This window comes from Fontimonas sp. FW305-C-3 (assembly GCF_058783185.1).
The window spans coordinates 282,922-300,110 of record NZ_JBYSYK010000005.1; the positions used below are offsets into that span (position 1 = coordinate 282,922).

General features: G+C 65.0%; 21 protein-coding genes. 8 read left to right on the plus strand and 13 right to left on the minus strand.

Features of this window, described 5'->3' with window-relative positions; genetic code table 11:
- The first annotated feature begins 90 nt into the window (after window positions 1-90).
- Window positions 91-732: a 2-polyprenyl-3-methyl-6-methoxy-1,4-benzoquinone monooxygenase gene (coq7, locus tag AC3WUF_RS19955; protein ID WP_492428941.1), complete on the plus strand. Its 642-nt coding sequence runs from the start codon at window positions 91-93 to the stop codon at window positions 730-732.
- 41 nt (window positions 733-773) lie between these two features.
- On the opposite strand, the gene AC3WUF_RS19960 is transcribed toward coq7, so the two are convergent.
- The 3 genes from AC3WUF_RS19960 to AC3WUF_RS19970 all read right to left on the minus strand — a co-directional run bounded on the left by AC3WUF_RS19960 (window position 774) and on the right by AC3WUF_RS19970 (window position 3,266).
- Window positions 774-1,796 (minus strand): cation diffusion facilitator family transporter, encoded by a 1,023-nt coding sequence (locus AC3WUF_RS19960; RefSeq protein ID WP_492428943.1) that lies wholly within the window; start codon window positions 1,794-1,796, stop codon window positions 774-776.
- Window positions 1,797-1,875: 79 nt separating this feature from the next.
- Complete coding sequence (speD, locus tag AC3WUF_RS19965) at window positions 1,876-2,724, minus strand: adenosylmethionine decarboxylase (protein ID WP_492428945.1); 849 nt, start codon at window positions 2,722-2,724, stop codon at window positions 1,876-1,878.
- A 122-nt stretch (window positions 2,725-2,846) separates the two neighbouring features.
- On the minus strand, window positions 2,847-3,266 hold the full coding sequence (locus tag AC3WUF_RS19970; RefSeq protein ID WP_492428947.1) for an OsmC family protein: 420 nt from the start codon (window positions 3,264-3,266) through the stop codon (window positions 2,847-2,849).
- An 84-nt stretch (window positions 3,267-3,350) separates the two neighbouring features.
- Between AC3WUF_RS19970 and crp the strand changes: the two genes are divergently transcribed.
- Window positions 3,351-3,992, plus strand: coding sequence for a cAMP-activated global transcriptional regulator CRP (crp, locus tag AC3WUF_RS19975; RefSeq protein ID WP_492428949.1), 642 nt, complete (start codon window positions 3,351-3,353; stop codon window positions 3,990-3,992).
- A gap of 5 nt (window positions 3,993-3,997) precedes the next feature.
- On the opposite strand, the gene trpC is transcribed toward crp, so the two are convergent.
- From trpC to AC3WUF_RS20020, 9 genes are all read right to left on the minus strand, one after another.
- Window positions 3,998-4,810: an indole-3-glycerol phosphate synthase TrpC gene (gene trpC / locus AC3WUF_RS19980; RefSeq protein WP_492428951.1), complete on the minus strand. Its 813-nt coding sequence runs from the start codon at window positions 4,808-4,810 to the stop codon at window positions 3,998-4,000.
- Window positions 4,810-5,856: an anthranilate phosphoribosyltransferase gene (gene trpD / locus AC3WUF_RS19985; RefSeq protein ID WP_492428953.1), complete on the minus strand. Its 1,047-nt coding sequence runs from the start codon at window positions 5,854-5,856 to the stop codon at window positions 4,810-4,812. Before trpD ends, trpC begins: the two co-directional genes overlap by 1 nt.
- Entirely contained in the window at window positions 5,856-6,437 is a 582-nt protein-coding gene (locus tag AC3WUF_RS19990) for an anthranilate synthase component II (RefSeq protein ID WP_492428955.1), read from the minus strand. The genes trpD and AC3WUF_RS19990 overlap by 1 nt, the downstream gene beginning before the upstream one ends.
- Window positions 6,438-6,439: 2 nt before the next feature.
- The gene (gene trpE, locus AC3WUF_RS19995) at window positions 6,440-7,906 is read right to left on the minus strand and encodes an anthranilate synthase component I (protein WP_492428957.1); all 1,467 of its coding nucleotides are present in this window, start codon (window positions 7,904-7,906) and stop codon (window positions 6,440-6,442) included.
- 124 nt (window positions 7,907-8,030) lie between these two features.
- Window positions 8,031-8,690 carry a ribulose-phosphate 3-epimerase gene (rpe, locus tag AC3WUF_RS20000; protein WP_492429085.1) on the minus strand — a complete coding sequence of 220 codons (660 nt, stop codon included), beginning with the start codon at window positions 8,688-8,690 and terminating at the stop codon, window positions 8,031-8,033.
- Window positions 8,691-8,769: 79 nt separating this feature from the next.
- Entirely contained in the window at window positions 8,770-9,879 is a 1,110-nt protein-coding gene (locus AC3WUF_RS20005) for a sulfotransferase family protein (RefSeq protein ID WP_492428959.1), read from the minus strand.
- 9 nt (window positions 9,880-9,888) lie between these two features.
- Window positions 9,889-10,614, minus strand: coding sequence for a hypothetical protein (locus AC3WUF_RS20010; RefSeq protein WP_492428961.1), 726 nt, complete (start codon window positions 10,612-10,614; stop codon window positions 9,889-9,891).
- Between the two features lie 12 nt (window positions 10,615-10,626).
- Window positions 10,627-10,875: a hypothetical protein gene (locus AC3WUF_RS20015; protein ID WP_492428963.1), complete on the minus strand. Its 249-nt coding sequence runs from the start codon at window positions 10,873-10,875 to the stop codon at window positions 10,627-10,629.
- A complete protein-coding gene (locus AC3WUF_RS20020; protein ID WP_492428965.1) occupies window positions 10,872-12,209 on the minus strand; it encodes an arylsulfotransferase family protein in 1,338 nt (445 codons plus the stop codon). Before AC3WUF_RS20020 ends, AC3WUF_RS20015 begins: the two co-directional genes overlap by 4 nt.
- Before the next feature lie 171 nt (window positions 12,210-12,380).
- Here AC3WUF_RS20020 and AC3WUF_RS20025 point away from each other — a divergent pair, with 171 nt between their 5' ends.
- The 4 genes from AC3WUF_RS20025 (at window position 12,381) to AC3WUF_RS20040 (ending at window position 14,655) form a co-directional block, all read left to right on the plus strand.
- Window positions 12,381-13,265, plus strand: coding sequence for a phosphoribosylaminoimidazolesuccinocarboxamide synthase (locus tag AC3WUF_RS20025; RefSeq protein WP_492428967.1), 885 nt, complete (start codon window positions 12,381-12,383; stop codon window positions 13,263-13,265).
- Window positions 13,266-13,281: 16 nt separating this feature from the next.
- The gene (locus tag AC3WUF_RS20030) at window positions 13,282-13,875 is read left to right on the plus strand and encodes a MarC family protein (protein WP_492428969.1); all 594 of its coding nucleotides are present in this window, start codon (window positions 13,282-13,284) and stop codon (window positions 13,873-13,875) included.
- Between the two features lie 77 nt (window positions 13,876-13,952).
- The gene (locus AC3WUF_RS20035) at window positions 13,953-14,330 is read left to right on the plus strand and encodes an MAPEG family protein (RefSeq protein WP_492428971.1); all 378 of its coding nucleotides are present in this window, start codon (window positions 13,953-13,955) and stop codon (window positions 14,328-14,330) included.
- A 34-nt stretch (window positions 14,331-14,364) separates the two neighbouring features.
- Complete coding sequence (locus tag AC3WUF_RS20040; protein WP_492428973.1) at window positions 14,365-14,655, plus strand: hypothetical protein; 291 nt, start codon at window positions 14,365-14,367, stop codon at window positions 14,653-14,655.
- Window positions 14,656-14,762: 107 nt separating this feature from the next.
- Here AC3WUF_RS20040 and AC3WUF_RS20045 read toward each other — a convergent pair whose 3' ends face one another.
- Window positions 14,763-15,230, minus strand: coding sequence for a hypothetical protein (locus tag AC3WUF_RS20045; RefSeq protein WP_492428975.1), 468 nt, complete (start codon window positions 15,228-15,230; stop codon window positions 14,763-14,765).
- A 152-nt stretch (window positions 15,231-15,382) separates the two neighbouring features.
- Between AC3WUF_RS20045 and AC3WUF_RS20050 the strand changes: the two genes are divergently transcribed.
- Window positions 15,383-16,705, plus strand: coding sequence for a YihY/virulence factor BrkB family protein (locus AC3WUF_RS20050; RefSeq protein ID WP_492428977.1), 1,323 nt, complete (start codon window positions 15,383-15,385; stop codon window positions 16,703-16,705).
- Between the two features lie 3 nt (window positions 16,706-16,708).
- Window positions 16,709-17,185: a nucleoside deaminase gene (locus AC3WUF_RS20055; protein ID WP_492428979.1), complete on the plus strand. Its 477-nt coding sequence runs from the start codon at window positions 16,709-16,711 to the stop codon at window positions 17,183-17,185.
- The last annotated feature ends 4 nt before the right edge of the window (window positions 17,186-17,189 follow it).

Below are 17,189 nucleotides of genomic sequence, written 5' to 3' on the forward strand. Positions count from 1 at the left end.
GGATGAAGGCGGCGGCAAGCGGGACAGGGATTGTAGTCGCTGGGCGGCCGATTTCCGGAAATTCCAGGGCGGCGGACGTAAACTGCGCCGATGCAGCGCCATCTGAGCCCCACCGACCGCTTCCTCGCCTCGCTCAACCGCGGCCTGTCGACGTGGGCCAAGCGCTCCGACGGCGCCACGCGGGCCAATCCCGCGGCGGCGCGCAGCGAAAACCCGCTCGACGACGACAGCCGCCGTCACATCGCCGGCCTGATGCGCATCAATCATGCCGGCGAGGTTGCCGCGCAGGCGCTGTATCACGGCCAGGCGCTCGTCGCGCGCGATCCGGCACTGCGTGAGCACCTGCTCGCCGCCGCCAGCGAGGAACGCGACCATCTGCGCTGGTGCGAGGAGCGCCTGCACGAGCTCGGCGAGCAGCCCAGCCGGCTGGAGCCGGTCTGGTATGCGGGATCATTGGCGATCGGCGCCGTCGCGGCGCTGGCCGGCGATCGCTGGAGCCTGGGGTTCGTCGACGAGACCGAACGCCAGGTCGCCGAACACCTGGGCGAACACCTGCAGCAGATTCCCGCGGAAGATCAGCGCAGCCGCGCGATCCTCGAACAGATGCGCAGCGACGAGGAGCGTCACGGCGCCGAAGCGCGCGCCGCGGGCGCCAGCGAACTGCCATCGCCGGTCAAGACGCTGATGCGTCAGGTCGCGCGGGTCATGAAGTTCGGCGCGTACCGAATCTAGCGTATACCTGTAGCCCGGGTGAACCCCGGGTTGCACCCGGGCTACGGCGCGCAACCTGGACGGTAGCCCTGCACATTATCGCCGTCATCAGCACAACGCCCATGCTCGATCTGCACGGTGATGTGCGTGACCTTGTGGTGCGCATGAATCCAGGTCTTGATCCTTGCCACGACATCATCGCTGACACTGCCTTCGGCGAGCACCGCGTGTAGCGTCATCACCGAACGCTCCGGCGTCAGCATCCAGTGATGCACGTGATGCACGCTCGTCACACCGCTGACGCCGGCCGGCAGCGCCGCGGAAAACGCGACGGCATCGAAGGTCTCCGGCGAACCTTCCAGCAGTACATGCGCGGATTCGCGGACGATGCGCCAGGCGCTGCGCACGATCAGCAAGGCGACCAGAATCGACAGCAGCGGATCGATCGGCGTCCAGCCGCTGTACAGGATGACGATCGCCGCGACGATCGCGCCGATGGAACCGAGCAAGTCGCCCACCACGTGCAGCATCGCGCCACGCACGTTCATGTCCTCTTCGGCGCCGCCGTGGAGGATGAAGAAACTCAGTGCATTGACGATGAGTCCGCCGATCGCGACCGACAGCATGATGTCGCCGGCGATTTCAGGTGGCGCCAGCAGGCGCAGCACACCTTCGACACTGATCCAAGCCGCAATCGCGAGCAGCGCAAGGCCGTTGACGAACGCCGCAAGCACCGGCATGCGGTGGTAGCCGTAGGAGCGCATCGCGTCCGGCGGGCGGCGGCTCTGCACCTGGGCCCACAAGGCCAGCGCGAGGGCAAACGCATCGGCCAGCATGTGGCCGGCGTCGGCCAGCAGCGCCAGCGAACCTGACCACAGGCCGCCGATAACCTCGGCGACCATGAAACACGCGGTCAGGCCCAGCGCGAGCTTGAGCCGTGTCGCGCTCGTCACCCCGGCATGCGCACTCAGACCGCCGTGGCTGTGGCCGTGATCGTGATCATGGTTGTGCTCATGGCCGCGGCCGTGCGCATGACCGTGCTTGTGGTCGTGCGCGGCGTGATCGTTGTGCGGGTGGTCGTGCATGCCGGACACTCTAAACGCCTCGGCGGGCGCCCACAAAAAAGGCAGGCCGAAGCCTGCCTTTTTCGATCCCGGCGCGGTTTCAGCGCTGGATGTTCTTGCCGTAGAAGATTTCCAGAATCTCGCGGTTGACGTGATCGCGGATCTTCTTCGACTCGCGCGGCGGCAGTTCCGACGCGCCCTCGCCAAACAGATAGGTATCGAGGTCGAGCTCCTTCAGGCGCATCTTCGTGTGGAAGATGAATTCCTGATAGACGTTGACGTCGATCATCTGATAGCGGTTCTTGATGTCCGCCGACAGGAAGTCCTGGATCGACTCGACGTTGTGGTCGATGAAGTGCTTCATGCCGCGCACGTTGCGGGTGAAGCCGCGCACGCGGTAGTCCATGACGACGATGTCCGACTCGAAGGACTTGATCAGATAGTTCAGCGCGCGCAACGGCGAAATCTTGCCGCAGGTCGACACGTCGATATCCGCACGGAACGTCGAGATGCCGGCATCTGGGTGGGTTTCCGGATAGGTGTGCACCGTGATGTGCGACTTGTCGAGGTGCGCGACGACCGAATCCTTCTTCTTCGTGCCGGCCTTGCCCTTGGTCTTGGCCTTGGCGCTCGGCTTGCCCGGCGTCGGCAGACCATCGTGATGGCCCTCGGAGATCAGCATCGTCACCGAAGCGCCCTGCGGATCGTAATCCTGGCGCGCGATGTTGAGGATGTTGGCACCGACAATGTTGGCGACTTCGGTCAGGATCGCGGTCAGGCGCTCGGCGTTGTAGGCCTCATCGATGTACTCGATGTATTCCTGCTGATGTTCCTTGGTCCGCGCATAGCAGATGTCGTAGATGTTGAACGACAGCGACTTCGTCAGATTGTTGAATCCGTGCAGCTTCAGATTCGGTTTGTTGGTCGGTTTGGGCTTGGCCTTGGCCAATGCAGTACTCCGGTCAGCAGAGGGGGACGCCAGCCGGGGCCGGCGTCCGAGAACCGCGAATTATGCGGTAAATCGACGACAAAACCATGACTGACCCATTCGGGCAGCCATCCACGCACGCTTCAGGCGGCGCGGATCTCATAGTCGTGGCTGATCGTGACGCCGCCGCGGGCGAGCATGATCGACGCCGAGCAGTATTTCTCGGCCGACAGCTCGACGGCTCGTTTGACGTGATTTTCGACCAGATCGGTGCCGATGACGACAAAATGCAGATGGATTTTGGTAAAGACCTTCGGCTCGGTCTCGGCCCGTTCAGCCTCCAGGTCGACCCAGCAATCCCGCACCTGCTGACGCGCCTTCTTGAGGATCAGCGTCACGTCGACGGCCGAGCAGGCGCCGACACCCATCAGCAGCAGTTCCATCGGCCGCGCGCCGATATTGCGGCCGCCGATCTCCGGCGGGCCATCGAGAACCACCGAATGCCCGCTCCCGCTTTCGGCGATGAAGCTGGCGTTTTCTACCCATTTGACTCGTGCTTTCAAACCCGGCTCTCCGGCGCTAAACCCGCAGTGGAACCCGCTAGGGATATGCTATTTTCAGTCAAAATCGCAAATACAACCACAAACATGCCGAATCCAGCACTCGCACAAGAGCCGGTCCAGGCGTTCATCGCCGGCGCCCACAAGCGCAGCTTCTCCCCCAAGCACACGATCATCCACGCCGGCGATCAGCCGCAGTCGTTGTATCTGCTGCTAGAAGGCTCCGTGAGCATCATGCTCGAGGACGATGACGGGCGTGAGATTGTGCTCGCCTACCTCGGACCGGGCGATTTCTTCGGCGAAATGTGCCTGTTTCCGGATCAGCAGCTGCGCACGGCGATCGTCCGCACGCGCACGCCGACACTGGTTGCTGAAGTCGGCTACCAGAGCTTCCGCGAACTGGTCAGCAAATATCCGGACATCATGTTTGCCGTCGCCGGCCAGCTCGCCGCGCGCCTGCGCGACACGACCCGCCGCCTCGGCGACCTCGCGTTTCTCGACGTCGCCGGCCGCATGGCGCACACCCTGCTCGACCTGATCAAGAAGCCCGGCGCCGTTGCCCACGCCCGCGGCACGATGATCCGTACCTCGCGTCAGGAACTCGCCCGCCTCGTCGGCTGCTCGCGCGAAATGGCCGGCCGCGTGCTGAAGAAGCTCGAGGAAGACGGCATGGTGCAGTCGCAGGGGCGCAGCATCCTGATTCTCGGCATCAATCCGCCGAGTCGCTGAGCTTTTTAGCCACCCATCAGTTCGACAAGTGCGGCTCCCGGCCGCAACTGCCGCATCAGCGATTCGCCGATCAGAAAACGCTGCACGCCGGCTTCACGCATGCGGTTGACGTCGTCGCGCGTGCCGATCGCGCTTTCGGTGACGACGCCCAGCCCCGCAGGCAGGCGCGGCAGCATGTCCAGCGTCGTTTCCAGACGCGTCTCGAAGGTGCGCAGGTTGCGGTTGTTGATGCCCAGCAGCCAGCCGTCGCCCGGCCCCGCACCGAGCCCAGCACCGAGGACCCGATCGAGTTCGTCCGTGTCGTGCACTTCAACCAGCACGTCCATGTTCCAGACGCGCGCGCAGTCGTAAAGCGCTTTCAGCCGCGGTGCGCTGAGCGCAGCGGCAATCAGCAGCACGCAGTCGGCACCGAGTGTGCGCGCCTCGACGACCTGCGCCTCATCGATCAGGAAATCCTTGCGGATCACCGGCAGGCCGCAGGACGCACGCGCCTGCACCAGAAAAGCGTTGTGGCCCTGGAAATACTGCTCGTCGGTCAGCACCGACAGGCAGGCGGCCCCGCCGTGCGCATATTCGCGCGCAAGCCAGGCCGGATCGAAATCGGCGCGGATCAGGCCCTTGCTCGGCGAAGCCTTCTTGATCTCTGCGATGACGCCGGCACGGCCCTTGTCGACCTTGCCCTGCAGCGCCTTGATGAACCCGCGCGGCGCGTCGGCGTTCTGCGCCAGCCGCTCCAGATCGCCCGGCGTGTAACGCACATTGAGGCGGGCAATCTCCTCGCGCTTGGTCGCGAGGATGCGATCGAGGATGTCGGCCATCAGGCCGCTCCCTTGATGCGCTGCGTCGCCTGCACGAACTGATCGAGCTGCTGGCGCGCCTTGCCGCTGGCGAGCGCCTGACGGGACAGCTTGAGACCGTCGGCGATCGAATCGGCAAGACCAGCCACGTACAGCGCGGCACCGGCATTGAGCGCAACGATGTCCCGCGCGACGCCGTCCTTGTTCTCCAAGGCCTCGATCAGCTTGGCCCGCGACTCGGCCGGATCGGCGACGCGCAGGTTCTGGCTGCCCGCCATCTGCACGCCGAACTCTTCGGGATGGATTTCGTATTCGCGCAGCACGCCATCGCGCAGTTCGCCGACCAGCGTGCCGGCGCCGAGCGTGATCTCGTCCATGCCGTCCTTGCCCCAGACGACCATCGCGCGCTGCACGCCCAATCTTTCGAGCACACGGATCTGGATGCCAACGAGGTCCGGATGGAACACACCCATCAGGATGTTGGGTGCGCCGGCAGGATTGGTCAGCGGCCCAAGGATGTTGAAGATCGTACGGACGCCCATCTCGCGGCGCACCGGCGCCACCGCCTTCATCGCCGGATGGTGATTCGGCGCGAACATGAAACCGATGCCGCAGGCGGCGATGCTTTCGGCCACCTGCTCGGGCTGCAGATCGATCTGCGCCCCGAGCGCCTCGAGCACATCGGCGCTGCCGGACTTCGACGACACGCTGCGGTTGCCATGCTTGGCCACCCGCGCGCCGGCTGCGGCGGCGACAAACATCGACGCCGTCGAAATGTTGAAGCTGTGCGCGCCATCGCCGCCGGTGCCGACGATGTCGACCATGTGGCTCAGATCGGCACCCGCGGGATGCGGCACCGTGCGCGCAAACTCGCGCATCACCTGCGCCGCCGCGGCGATCTCGCCGACGGTTTCCTTCTTGACCCGCAAGCCGGTCAGGATTGCCGCCATCATCACCGGCGAGACTTCGCCGCGCATGATCTGGCGCATCAGGTCGACCATCTCGTCATGGAAGATTTCGCGATGTTCGATCGCGCGCTGCAGCGCCGCCTGCGGGGTAATCGCCATCAGTAGGCCTCCAGGAAATTCTTCAGCAGCGCGTGGCCATGCTCGGTCAGGATCGATTCCGGATGGAACTGCACGCCTTCGATCGGCAGCGTCTTGTGGCGCAAGCCCATGATCTCGTCCATCGAGCCGTCCGCATGCTGCGTCCAGGCCGTGATGTCGAAACAGTCCGGCAGCGTGTCGCGCGCAACGACCAGCGAGTGGTAGCGCGTCGCCGTGTACGGCGTCGGCAAGCCGCGGAACACGCCGGCATCGGCATGATGAATCTGGCTGACCTTGCCATGCATGACTTCGCGCGCGCGCGTCACGACGCCGCCGAAGGCCTGGCCCATCGACTGATGCCCCAGGCACACGCCGAGGATCGGGAACTGGCCCTTGAGGCGGTCGATCAGCTCCAGGCAAATGCCGGCTTCATTCGGCGTGCAGGGTCCGGGCGACAGCACGATGTGGCGCGGCTTCAACGCCGCGACTTCATCGACGCTGATCTGGTCGTTGCGCACGACCTTGACGTCCGCGCCGAGTTCGCCGAAGTACTGGACCAGGTTGAAGGTGAAGCTGTCGTAGTTGTCGATCATCAGCAACATGACTAGCTCCCCGCCTTGGCGAACGCAGGAATCGCCTGAGCCTGTGCGACGGCTTTCATCATCGCGCGCGCCTTGTTCATGGTTTCGTCCCATTCGGACTGCGGCACCGAATCGGCGACGACGCCGGCGCCGGCTTGCACATGAACCTGTCCGTCCTTGATGACCGCGGTACGGATTGCGATCGCGGTGTCCATGTTGCCGTCCCAGCCGAGATAGCCGACCGCGCCGCCGTAGATGCCGCGCTTGACCGGCTCGAGTTCGTCGATGATCTCCATCGCCCGCACTTTCGGCGCACCGGACAGCGTGCCCGCCGGGAACGTCGCGGCCAGCGCATGCAGCGCATCGAGCCCTTTCTTGAGCCGTCCGCTGACGTTGGAGACGATGTGCATGACGTGGCTGTAGCGTTCGATGACCATCTGCTCGGTGACACGCACCTGGCCGATCTCGGCGACGCGACCGACATCGTTGCGGCCGAGGTCGATCAGCATCAGGTGCTCGGCGATCTCCTTTGGGTCGGCGAGCAGCTCTGCGGCCAGCGCCTGATCCTGTTCCGGCGTCGCGCCGCGCGGGCGCGTGCCGGCGATCGGGCGCACGGTGACTTCGCCGTCTTCGACACGCACGAGGATTTCCGGGCTGGAACCGACGACGTGGTGATCGCCCAGGTTGAGGCAGTACAGATACGGCGACGGATTCAGCCGGCGGATCGCGCGGTACAGCTGCAGCGGTTCGGCCTCGAACGGCGCGGATAGGCGCTGCGACGGCACGACCTGCATGCAATCGCCGGCGGCGATGTAATCCTTGATCCGGTCGACCGCCTGCTTGAAGCGCTCTTCGCCGAACAACGACTGAAAGTTCGTGCCGGCGTCCGCGGTCGATAGTGGCGCGTGGACGAAGCCGGCGGGCGCCGTCAGCTGGGCTTCGATCTCGTCGAGGCGCTGCCGTGCCCGCGCGAGATCGGCCGCGTTGTCGGGATCGGCATGGACGACGAGGATCAGACTCGCGCGCTGGCTGTCGAACACGACCAGTTCATCCGACAGCATCAGCAGGATGTCGGGCGTGGCTAGCGGATCGGCTTTCTGCGTCGCGGCCAGCTTGGGCTCGAAATAACGCACGCAGTCGTAGGCGAAATAGCCAACCAGGCCGCCCGAAAAGCGCGGCAGACCGGAATCCGGCCGCACGCGCAAGCGCGCCGCGTAGTCGCGGACCCACTGGATGGGATCGGCAGATTCGAGTTGTTCGACGACGGCGCCGTCGCGAGTGACTTCAATGTGCCGTCCGCTGACGCGCAGCACTTCGCGCGAAGGCAGGCCAATGAAGGAATAACGGCCCCAGCGCTCGCCGCCCTGCATCGATTCGAGCAGATAGGCGTACGGCTGCGCGCCGTTGCGGGTGAGCTTGAGGTAGGCGCTGACCGGCGTATCGAGGTCGCCGGAGAGTTCGCGCGTCAGCGCGATGCGGTTGTAGGTCATGGCTGGACTGGAATACGGGATGTGTAGACAGGAATCGTGAACGGCGGGCAAAGCTGCCCCTAGCGGTGAATCACCACCATCGCCACGACTTGTTTCCTGCTGATTCCCGATTCACGTTCCGTCTCTATCCGACCTTGGCAATCTCTGCGCGCATCGCAGCGATTGTAGCGGCGTAATCCTTGTTGCCGAAAATCGCGCTGCCGGCGACAAAGGTGTCGGCACCGGCGGCGGCAATGGCGCCAATATTGTCGACCTTGACGCCGCCGTCAATCTCCAGCCGGATTTCGCGGCCGCTGGCGTCGATCAGCTTGCGCGCCTCGCGCAGCTTGTCGAGCGCGGACGGGATGAAGCTCTGGCCGCCGAAACCGGGGTTGACCGACATGATCAGCACCATGTCGACCTTGTCGATGACATAGCGCAGGACATCCAGCGGTGTCGCCGGGTTGAACACCAGCCCGGCCTTGCAGCCCATGCCGCGGATCGCCTGCAGGCTGCGGTCGACATGCCGCGACGCTTCGGGATGGAAGGTGATGTAGTCGGCGCCGGCCTTGGCGAAGGACTCGGCCAGGGCATCGACCGGCTCGACCATCAGATGGGCGTCGATCGTCGCCTTGATGCCGTACTTGCGCAGCGCTTCGCAGATGCTCGGCCCGAACGTCAGGTTCGGCACATAGTGATTGTCCATGACATCGAAATGGACGATGTCGGCGCCGGCGGCGAGCACTTTTTCGACATCCTCGCCGAGCCGCGCAAGGTCGGCGGACAGGATGCTGGGCGCAATCATCGGGGCTAGCTTGGCCATGGAAATCGGTCGGCACGCGGAGGAGGCGCGCATTATTGCCGATCTTGGCCGCCGCGGCTGCTCAATATCGTTGGTAGCGCCGCAACGTCTCCGCGGTGAGCTCGGTGATGTGCTGCCGCTGCGCCTGCGTCAGCGCCGTCGCCGTCGACTCGTCCTGGACCCTCGCGGCCAGCCGGGTCTGGGCGCCCGGCTCCAGGGGCAAGCCGCAATGGTCGAACAGGCGCCGCACCTGCGCTTCGGGGGCGTCGCACAGTGCCTCGTGCCGCACGATCAGCGTCGCCGCGCGCAGGCTCGGGCTGGCGTCGAGCTGATCGGCGATGTGCCGGTACAGGTCATCCCAGGCCAGTGCATAGCCCTCGATGTCGTCGCCGCGTGCCCAGGCATTGCGGATCGCCTCGTAGCGCGCTGCATTGCCGGTATGCACCGCGCGGCGGTCGAGGCCGAACTCGAAGTGGCCGAGCCGCGACATGTAACGCTGCGCCTTCGGATCCGCCGCGTGGTGGGCACAGAAGCGCTGATGCTGTCGCTGCAAGGACGCAACATGCGCCAGCGGCTCGCGCAACGGCACCACGAAACGCGCATCCGGATACAGACGTGCCAGATACCGCATGCGCGTGCTGTTGTAGTTGCCCTTGGCCAGATAGCGCTGGCCCTGGCGCAACCAGAGCAGCTTGCGCAGATGCTCGTCGTAATAGCGCTCGAACTCCGGCGCCCAGGTGTCGCTGTCGAGCACATCAAGGGCGCCGGGCTGGTGCAAGCGCGGAAAGAAGCTCATCCACAGCACTTCTTCGACCGCCTCGGGGCTCTCCGGCGTCACCAGGATGCCGTCGCCATGAGCGCGCTCGACCGCCACCGTCTCGCGCTGCGCGCGGTCGAGAAAGCGGTTCCAGAAGTACGGCGTGTGCACCAGCGGAAAGTCCCGGTAGGCCTGGGTCACGGTGTCGTCGTGAGTGGCCAGCAATTCCAGGAGGATCGTGCTGCCGGAGCGGGCCAGGCCGCAGACATAGATCGGCGCCGCGACGCGGACCGCGGCGATGCGATCTTCAAGCAAGCGGGTTTCGAGGCGACCCAGCTTCTGCCAGAAGCCGGGGGATGCCGCGACCCAGCCGGCCAGGCGGTCGGTCCAGTCCGGAACTTCAAAGGGATGCGCAACTGCGACGGGCGAGTTCATGCGCACGTCCTACTGCAGGTGCAGCACGCGCTTGAGGCTCAGCGCCACCAGCGTCAGCACGGTGAAGAACGTGAACTCCCAGCCGCGCATCCAGCCCGGGCCCCAGCTCAGATACTCGGTCTCCGGCAGCTTGAGTTCGATGCGGTCGATCGGCAGCTCTTCCGGCAACCAGCCCAGCGGACTACCCGCCAGTGCCGCCTGCCAGGTCCGCTTCTCCAGCACCGGCCGCGGCTCGGCCCATTCGATCTCGCCGACGTCGCGACCGTGCAGATCGGTCAGCGCCAGGCGCGGCTTGCTTTCGCCCTGCGGCGGAATCAACTGCGCGCTGAGCAATGCGGGCTCGGTGCGGACCTGGACCTGCTCGATCTGAGCGGGGAACACGTAGCCGTAGGTCTGAGCGATCCAGCCGACCACCAGCACCATCGGCGCCAGCGCCGCGCCCGCCGGCCCGATGACCAGGCCCAGCTGGGCGAACGCCAGGGACAGCATGCGTCGCATGCGCGGCCAGGCATCGGCAAACTCGCCGTCGAACTGGTCGAGATCGCGGCGCGCGACGACCAGCTCCGACTTGAGTTTGCGGATGCGTTGCTGCGGCGACAGCGCGGCGTAGATCAGCATCGTCAGCGCGCCGGCAACGGCGCTCCACATCACCAGCCGCGCGATGCGCGGCAGCAGCGGCGCGATCTGCGCATCGGCCCAGCCCAGCAGGCCTACGGGAAGTTCGAGCAGGTCCATGGCCAGGCCCGCCTACTTCGCAACGCCGGAATGACCCGGCGTTACCGGATCGATCGCGGTGCTGACCCGCTCCGCCTGACGCCGCTTCATCATCCGCCGCACCGGCCACATGACGACGAAGAACAGCGCGGCAAACACTGCAACGACCACGGCCCACAGCGCGCCGAGCAAGCTCAGGCCAGCACCGGGCCCAACGTAGGCTTCCGCCGGCAAGGCCAGCAACAGGGCAACGACAAACAGAACATTCGATGACTTCTTCATGATGAACTCCTCTCCTCAGCTTCAAGTTGCTGTCGGAAATCGGGATCTAGGGCGTCCGGGGTGATGCGCTGTGCCGATGACACGATCGGTATCAGGCGATCCGCCTCACCGGCTCGAACCGGATTGACGTATTCCCAGACGATGTCTCCGGCCGCATTGACCTCCAGCAAGCGACCTCCGTCGGATTCAGTGATCAGGGTGTTGCCGTTTGCCAGACGCTGCTGGCAGGAACGGATGACGCTTTCCAGCGGATGCTCCGCGCTGCCGCCGTAGCGCCAGGTGACGCCGCCGGATTGCGGATCGAACTCGATGACCTGCGAACGGCCGCTGCCGTTGTATTGGCCGTTGTTGTCGAACAGCAGGATGTGGCCGTTGGCGAGCAGATCCGGATCGTGCTGGCCGACCCAGGGGCCGCGGATGCCCCAGCTGATCGTGCCGCTGTCCATGTCCAGTGCGACCAGCGCGCCGGGTTCGCGCATCGACAGCACCAGCTGTCCCGCGCGCAGGAAAGGAAATTTCGCGGCGGCCGCGTCGTCGACGAACTCGACGTCGTTGGTGTGCAGGTAATCGCCGCTCTCGGCGAGATAGCCCGGCAGCGCATCGAGCAGGCGCAGGTAGTCGCCGGCGCGCATGGCGTCGATCAGGCGCAGCTTGCGCAGCGGCTTGCCGTCGGGCGACAACTCGACGATGAAGTCGTCGATGCGCGGCGGCGGCAGGCTCTCGCGCTCCGGAATCGGGTCATGGGTGATTTCGTGCGTCAGCACGAAGATGCGCCCATCCGGGGCGACCGCCAGATCGTGATGCACGCGCTCGAGATACTTCCACAGCACGCGCGAATCCTTGTCGAGCTTGACCAGGCCGTAGCCATGCGGCGTGTCGCCGATGCCATCGTAGATCGCCAGCAGATCGCCGTTCGGATAGAGATGGACTTTGCGAAAGTAAGTGCGCTCGTCCGGTACCGGATGACGCGGCGCTGCGGAGTCGTCCCAGATCGCGCTGTAGGGCATCTTCCATTCATGGACCTGGCGGCCCTCGAGGTCGATCAGGAACGCCGCCTGCGTATGTCCAGAGGTGTAGATCGTGTAGCCGGCTTGCGCCGCGCCCTGATCGGCCACCGTCACGCCGCGCCGTTCGCTGCGCGCCGGCTGCCACAGATTGGTCGTGTGCGCCGACTTCAGTTCGCGGTTCTGGTCGATCAGCGCCTTGCCGGCTCGATACGCATCATGCAGACCTTGATACGGGAAGCGCTGCGCCAGCATCGCGTAGCTCCCCGCCAGGAATGCCAGCGCCATCAGGGCCAGTATCGCGACGCCGTTGAAGATGCGGTCCGTCACCAGATTCTCATCGCTATTGGGTCGGACTCGACCGTAGCCATGGGGGACTGAACCCGGGCTGAAACTTCGTCAATGATGCAGCCTGCAAGATGCGGGCTTTACCCCCCTGTTCAGCTTCTCCACAATGCGCGCCTGAAGTTGTCAGACAAATCAGACAAACGGACCGCCGAATTGAACGCCCTTTACGAATCGAGCATCAGCAGTGTTCCGCGCTTGCATCGCGGCAAAGTGCGCGACATCTACGCCCTCGGCGAAAAATATCTGCTGATCGTCACCAGCGACCGGCTGTCGGCCTTCGACGTGATCCTGCCGCAGCCGATCCCGGGCAAGGGCATCGTGCTGACTGCCGTGACCGAGTTCTGGATGAAGCGCTTCACGCACATCCTGCCGAACCATTTCGCCGAGGGCGTGAATCTTGCGGACTGGCTGACGCCCGCCGAGTGCGCGCAGATCGAAGGCCGCGCGGTTGTCGCGAAACGACTCAAGGCCCTGCCGATCGAGGCGGTGGCGCGCGGCTATCTGATCGGCAGCGGCTGGAAGGACTACCAGGCCACCGGCGCGGTCTGCGGCATCAAGCTGCCCTCGGGCCTGCAGCTTGCCGATCGCCTGCCGCAACCGATCTTCACGCCGGCCGACAAGGCGCCGGTCGGCAGCCACGACGAGAACATCGACTATGCCGAAGTCGAAAAGCGCATCGGCACTGCCCTCGCCGCGCAGGTGCGCGATGCGACGCTGCGCATCTATGCCGAAGCCGCGGAGTACGCGCGCGCACGCGGCATCATCATTGCCGACACCAAGTTCGAATTCGGGCTCGACGAGCAGGGCAAGCTGCATCTGATCGACGAAGTGCTGACGCCGGATTCCTCGCGCTTCTGGCCGGCCGACACGTACCGCCCGGGCATCAGCCCGCCGAGCTTCGACAAGCAGTTCGTCCGCGACTACCTCGAGACGCTGGACTGGAACAAGACCGCACCCGGTCCGCAGCTGCCGCAGGACATTCTCGACCGGTCGGCGGCGAAGTATCGCGAAGCGCAGCGCTTGCTGACCGGCGTCTGAGTTCCGGAGACCGCCCATGACCTTCGCTTCGGCCGCCGTGCTGCTGTTCCTGGTCATGGACCCCTTGGGCAACATTCCGCTGTTCATGTCGGCGCTCAAGCGCGTGCCGCGCGAGCGCCAGCAGCGCGTGATCCTGCGCGAGATGCTGATCGCACTGACGGCGCTGCTGCTGTTCCTGTTTCTCGGCGGCCAGATGCTGCGCCTGCTCGGCCTGTCGGAGCCGGCACTGTCGGTGGCCGGCGGCATCATCCTGATGATCATCGCGCTGCGCATGGTGTTCCCGACGCGCGACAACAGCCTGCACGAGGAAGTCAGCGCCGAGCCCTTCATCGTGCCGCTGGCGATCCCCTACATGGCCGGTCCGTCGGCGCTGGCGACCGTGTTGCTGCTGATGAGCCGCGAACCGGCGCGCTGGATGGAATGGGTCGGCGCGGTACTGCTGGCCTGGGGCCTGTGCCTGCCGGTCATGCTCGGCAGCACCCGCCTGCGCGACCTGCTCGGCGAGCGCGGCCTGACCGCGATCGAGCGACTGATGGGCCTGATCCTCGTCACCATCGCCGTCGAGATGATGATGTCCGGCGCGTCCCAATGGTGGACGCTGCATAAATAGCCCCCACGTCGCCGCCGCAATTCGAACTGGTATGCTCGCGGCAAGTTACCGCTGACCTATTCGACGACGGACAAGAAATGACGATTGCCCTGTGGTGTGTGCTGGCTGGCGGCCTGATCCATCTGCCCTTTGCGTTCGGCGCCAAGTGGAGCAAGCGCTTCGACAACGCGAAGCCGCGCACTTATTTCGACCAGCTCAGCGGCTGGCGCCAGCGCTCATACTGGGCGCAGCTCAACACGCTCGAAGTCTTTCCGCTGTTCGCGGCCGGTGCGATCATCTGTCATCTGCTCGCCGGCCCAAACGCCACGGCCGACCAACTCGCGCTGGGCTTCATCGCCAGCCGCATCGTCTTCGGCCTGCTCTACATCGCCGACCGCGCCACGCTGCGCTCGCTGGTCTGGATGATCGGTCAGGCCTGCGTCATCGGACTGTTCGTCGTCGCCGCCCGCGCCTGATCGCGGCGTCCTCTTTCCAAGCCCGGAGCCCAGCATGCAGATCAAGATCGAAATCGATGTTCGCCCGGATGAGCTGCGACGCTTTCTCGGCCTGCCGGATGTGGCCGGACTGCAGGACGACGTGATCGAGTTCGTCCGCCAGAAGATCGATGCGGCCGGCGAGTTCGATGCCACCGGCTTCGTCAAGCAAAACCTCGATTCGCTGCGCAAGAATCCGGCGCTGCAGAAGCTGATCGCCCGCGTGCGCATCGCCGAGGGCGTGACGACCGAGGAAACCAAGCCGGGCAAGAAGCGCCGCGCCAAGCGCGCAAAACCTGCCGCCTAGGCGGGTTCGCGGCGCAGCGACAAGCGCACAAAAAGCAAAAGGCCGGGAGACGAATCTCCCGGCCTTTTTTGCGTCAGTCCGAGGACCGACGCGAAGTCACTGACGATTTAGGCAGCAGCCTTCGCAGCCTTCTTCGCCTTGGTCGCAACCTTACGCACGGCCTTCTTCGCGGCGCGAGCCGGCTTGGCGAGGGTCTGGCCGTTGATCTTGGCGGTGATCGTCTCGAAGCTGCTCGTGACGGTCTTGGCGAGCTGCTCGCCGGTCTTGGTCACGGTGGCGACGCTGTCGTTGTAGACGGCGACGACGGTGCCCTTGCCTTCCGGAATGTAGGCGATCGGGTTGGCAGCAACGGCCTTGATGCCGTCAGCGCGCGCCTTCTCGAAGCTGGCCTGGGCCAGCGAAACCAGTTCCTTGCCGGCAGCAACCTGGGTCTGCACCAGTTCCTGCACGCCATCGACGACGATGGCATTGACAGCCTTGATCGCATCGACGCCGGCTTCCAGGACATCCTGGCCGCGGGTAACGACGACGTCGGCACGAACCTTCACATCATTAACAAGCGTTTCAACATTCATGGTCATCTCCAGATACAGGGAACAAAAAAGCTTTTGCTCGATAAAACAATCGGATAAATGTTGCACCGCAACATTTGCTGCGTCGCATCATAAAAGCCGACCCCAAGGCTGTCAACCACCGCAGCCCGCGGCCCGATTGCTATCCTCTGAACATGAACAAATTTCTCAAGAACGTCCGGGAGTTGCTGTGGGATCTCGAGACGGCGAAGCGCTATCCCCGCCGCTGGGTCAATGCCGGCCGGTATGCCTTCGTGCTCGGCCGCGACCTGCTCGACGGCCAGCTGACGATGCGTGCGATGAGCCTGGTCTACACGACCCTGCTATCCGTGGTGCCGATGCTGGCGCTGGCGTTTTCGGTTCTCAAGGCGCTCGGTGCGCATAACGCGCTGGAACCGCTGCTGCTGGAATTCCTCAGCCCGCTCGGCGATCAGGCTACGGCGCTGAGCGGCAACATCATCGGCTTCGTCGAGAACATCCGCGTCGGGGTGCTCGGTTCGCTCGGCGTGGCACTGCTGTTCTATTCGGCGCTGTCGCTGATCCAGAAAGTCGAGTCGGCGTTCAACTACATCTGGCGCATCGAGCGACCGCGGCCGCTATCGCAGCGATTGGGCGAATACCTGGCCGTGCTGATGGTCGGCCCGGTGGCCGTGTTCTCCGCACTGGGGCTGACCGCCACCGTTCTCAACAGCGAATTTCTCGCCCGGATCACGGCGATCGAACCTTTTGGCCTGCTGATCTACCTCGGCACCAAACTGCTGCCCTACGCGTTGATCATTGGCGCCTTCAGCTTCCTGTACATCTATGTGCCGAATACCCGCGTGCGCCTGCGCGCGGCCGTCAGCGGCGGCCTGCTGGCGGGTGTGCTGTGGCAAAGCGGCAGCGCCATCTTCGCAAGCTTCGTTTCCGGCGCCTCGAACTACAACGCGATCTATTCCGGCTTCGCGATCCTGATCTTCCTGCTGATCTGGCTGCAGCTGGGCTGGCTGATCCTGCTGATCGGCTGCCAGCTCGCGTTCTATATCCAGCATCCGGAGCACCTCAAGCAACGCCGCACGCCGGCAACCCTGTCGTGCCGCGCCAGCGAGTACCTGTCTCTGATGATCATGGGTCTGGTCGGGCGTCGATTCATGCGCGGCGAGCACCCGTACACACCGGACGAGCTGTCATTGGCGCTGAACGCCGAGCCGGAGCACGTCGCCCGCGTGATCGACGTGCTGGTCTATCACGGCGTGCTCGCCGAAACCGGCAGCGACCGCGCCGAGCTGCAGCCGGGCATCGATCTCGACTCCGTCGACCTCTCGCGCCTGTGGCGGCTCGTGCGAGCCGGAACGACCACCGTACCGACGCCGCTGGGCAACGAGCCGCTGGGCCGCAGCGTCAACGAATTGCTGAATGCCGCCGATGGCGCATTCTCGGACAACGCCGGACCGGTCAGCCTGCGTCAGTGGCTGGTCACGGTCGAAGCAAAATCCTGAGCCGTGAACGATCTGGACTTCCTGCGGCGAGCGATCGAGCTTGCGCGCGGCAATCTCGCCAGCGGCGACGGCGGCCCCTTCGGTGCGGTGGTGGTCGTTGATGGCCGCATCGTCGGCGAAGGCAGCAACCAGGTCGTCCGCAGCCACGATCCGACCGCGCATGCCGAAGTCGTTGCGATCCGCGCGGCGAGCCGGGCGCTGACGCGTTTTCATCTCGACGGCGCAACGCTGTACACGTCCTGCGAGCCCTGCCCGATGTGTCTGTCGGCGGCGCACTGGGCGCAGATTTCAAGGATCGTCTATGCCGCGGATCGCGCCGACGCGGCGGCGGCCGGCTTTCAGGATGACGACCTGTATCGGCTGTTCGAAGGCTCGGGGTCAGCCCCGGCGTCAGCGCTGCTGCGCGAACGGCTCGTCATGAGCGAAGCCCAGGCCGTCATGCGGGCCTGGGCTCAGTTGCCGGACAGGACGGCCTACTAGACGT

Excerpts from the sequence above, each read along its gene's own strand:
- AC3WUF_RS20030 (WP_492428969.1), top strand. The coding sequence starts at position 13,282 with ATGACCTTCGCTTCGGCCGCCGTGCTGCTGTTCCTGGTCATGGACCCC.
- trpC (WP_492428951.1), bottom strand. The coding sequence starts at position 4,810 with ATGGCCGACATCCTCGATCGCATCCTCGCGACCAAGCGCGAGGAGATT.
- AC3WUF_RS20045 (WP_492428975.1), bottom strand. The coding sequence starts at position 15,230 with ATGAATGTTGAAACGCTTGTTAATGATGTGAAGGTTCGTGCCGACGTC.
- trpE (WP_492428957.1), bottom strand. The coding sequence starts at position 7,906 with ATGACCTACAACCGCATCGCGCTGACGCGCGAACTCTCCGGCGACCTC.
- AC3WUF_RS19990 (WP_492428955.1), bottom strand. The coding sequence starts at position 6,437 with ATGTTGCTGATGATCGACAACTACGACAGCTTCACCTTCAACCTGGTC.
- AC3WUF_RS20050 (WP_492428977.1), top strand. The coding sequence starts at position 15,383 with ATGAACAAATTTCTCAAGAACGTCCGGGAGTTGCTGTGGGATCTCGAG.
- AC3WUF_RS20010 (WP_492428961.1), bottom strand. The coding sequence starts at position 10,614 with ATGGACCTGCTCGAACTTCCCGTAGGCCTGCTGGGCTGGGCCGATGCG.
- AC3WUF_RS20040 (WP_492428973.1), top strand. The coding sequence starts at position 14,365 with ATGCAGATCAAGATCGAAATCGATGTTCGCCCGGATGAGCTGCGACGC.
- AC3WUF_RS20005 (WP_492428959.1), bottom strand. The coding sequence starts at position 9,879 with ATGAACTCGCCCGTCGCAGTTGCGCATCCCTTTGAAGTTCCGGACTGG.
- AC3WUF_RS20035 (WP_492428971.1), top strand. The coding sequence starts at position 13,953 with ATGACGATTGCCCTGTGGTGTGTGCTGGCTGGCGGCCTGATCCATCTG.
- coq7 (WP_492428941.1), top strand. The coding sequence starts at position 91 with ATGCAGCGCCATCTGAGCCCCACCGACCGCTTCCTCGCCTCGCTCAAC.
- AC3WUF_RS20015 (WP_492428963.1), bottom strand. The coding sequence starts at position 10,875 with ATGAAGAAGTCATCGAATGTTCTGTTTGTCGTTGCCCTGTTGCTGGCC.
- rpe (WP_492429085.1), bottom strand. The coding sequence starts at position 8,690 with ATGATTGCGCCCAGCATCCTGTCCGCCGACCTTGCGCGGCTCGGCGAG.
- crp (WP_492428949.1), top strand. The coding sequence starts at position 3,351 with ATGCCGAATCCAGCACTCGCACAAGAGCCGGTCCAGGCGTTCATCGCC.
- AC3WUF_RS19960 (WP_492428943.1), bottom strand. The coding sequence starts at position 1,796 with ATGCACGACCACCCGCACAACGATCACGCCGCGCACGACCACAAGCAC.
- trpD (WP_492428953.1), bottom strand. The coding sequence starts at position 5,856 with ATGGCGATTACCCCGCAGGCGGCGCTGCAGCGCGCGATCGAACATCGC.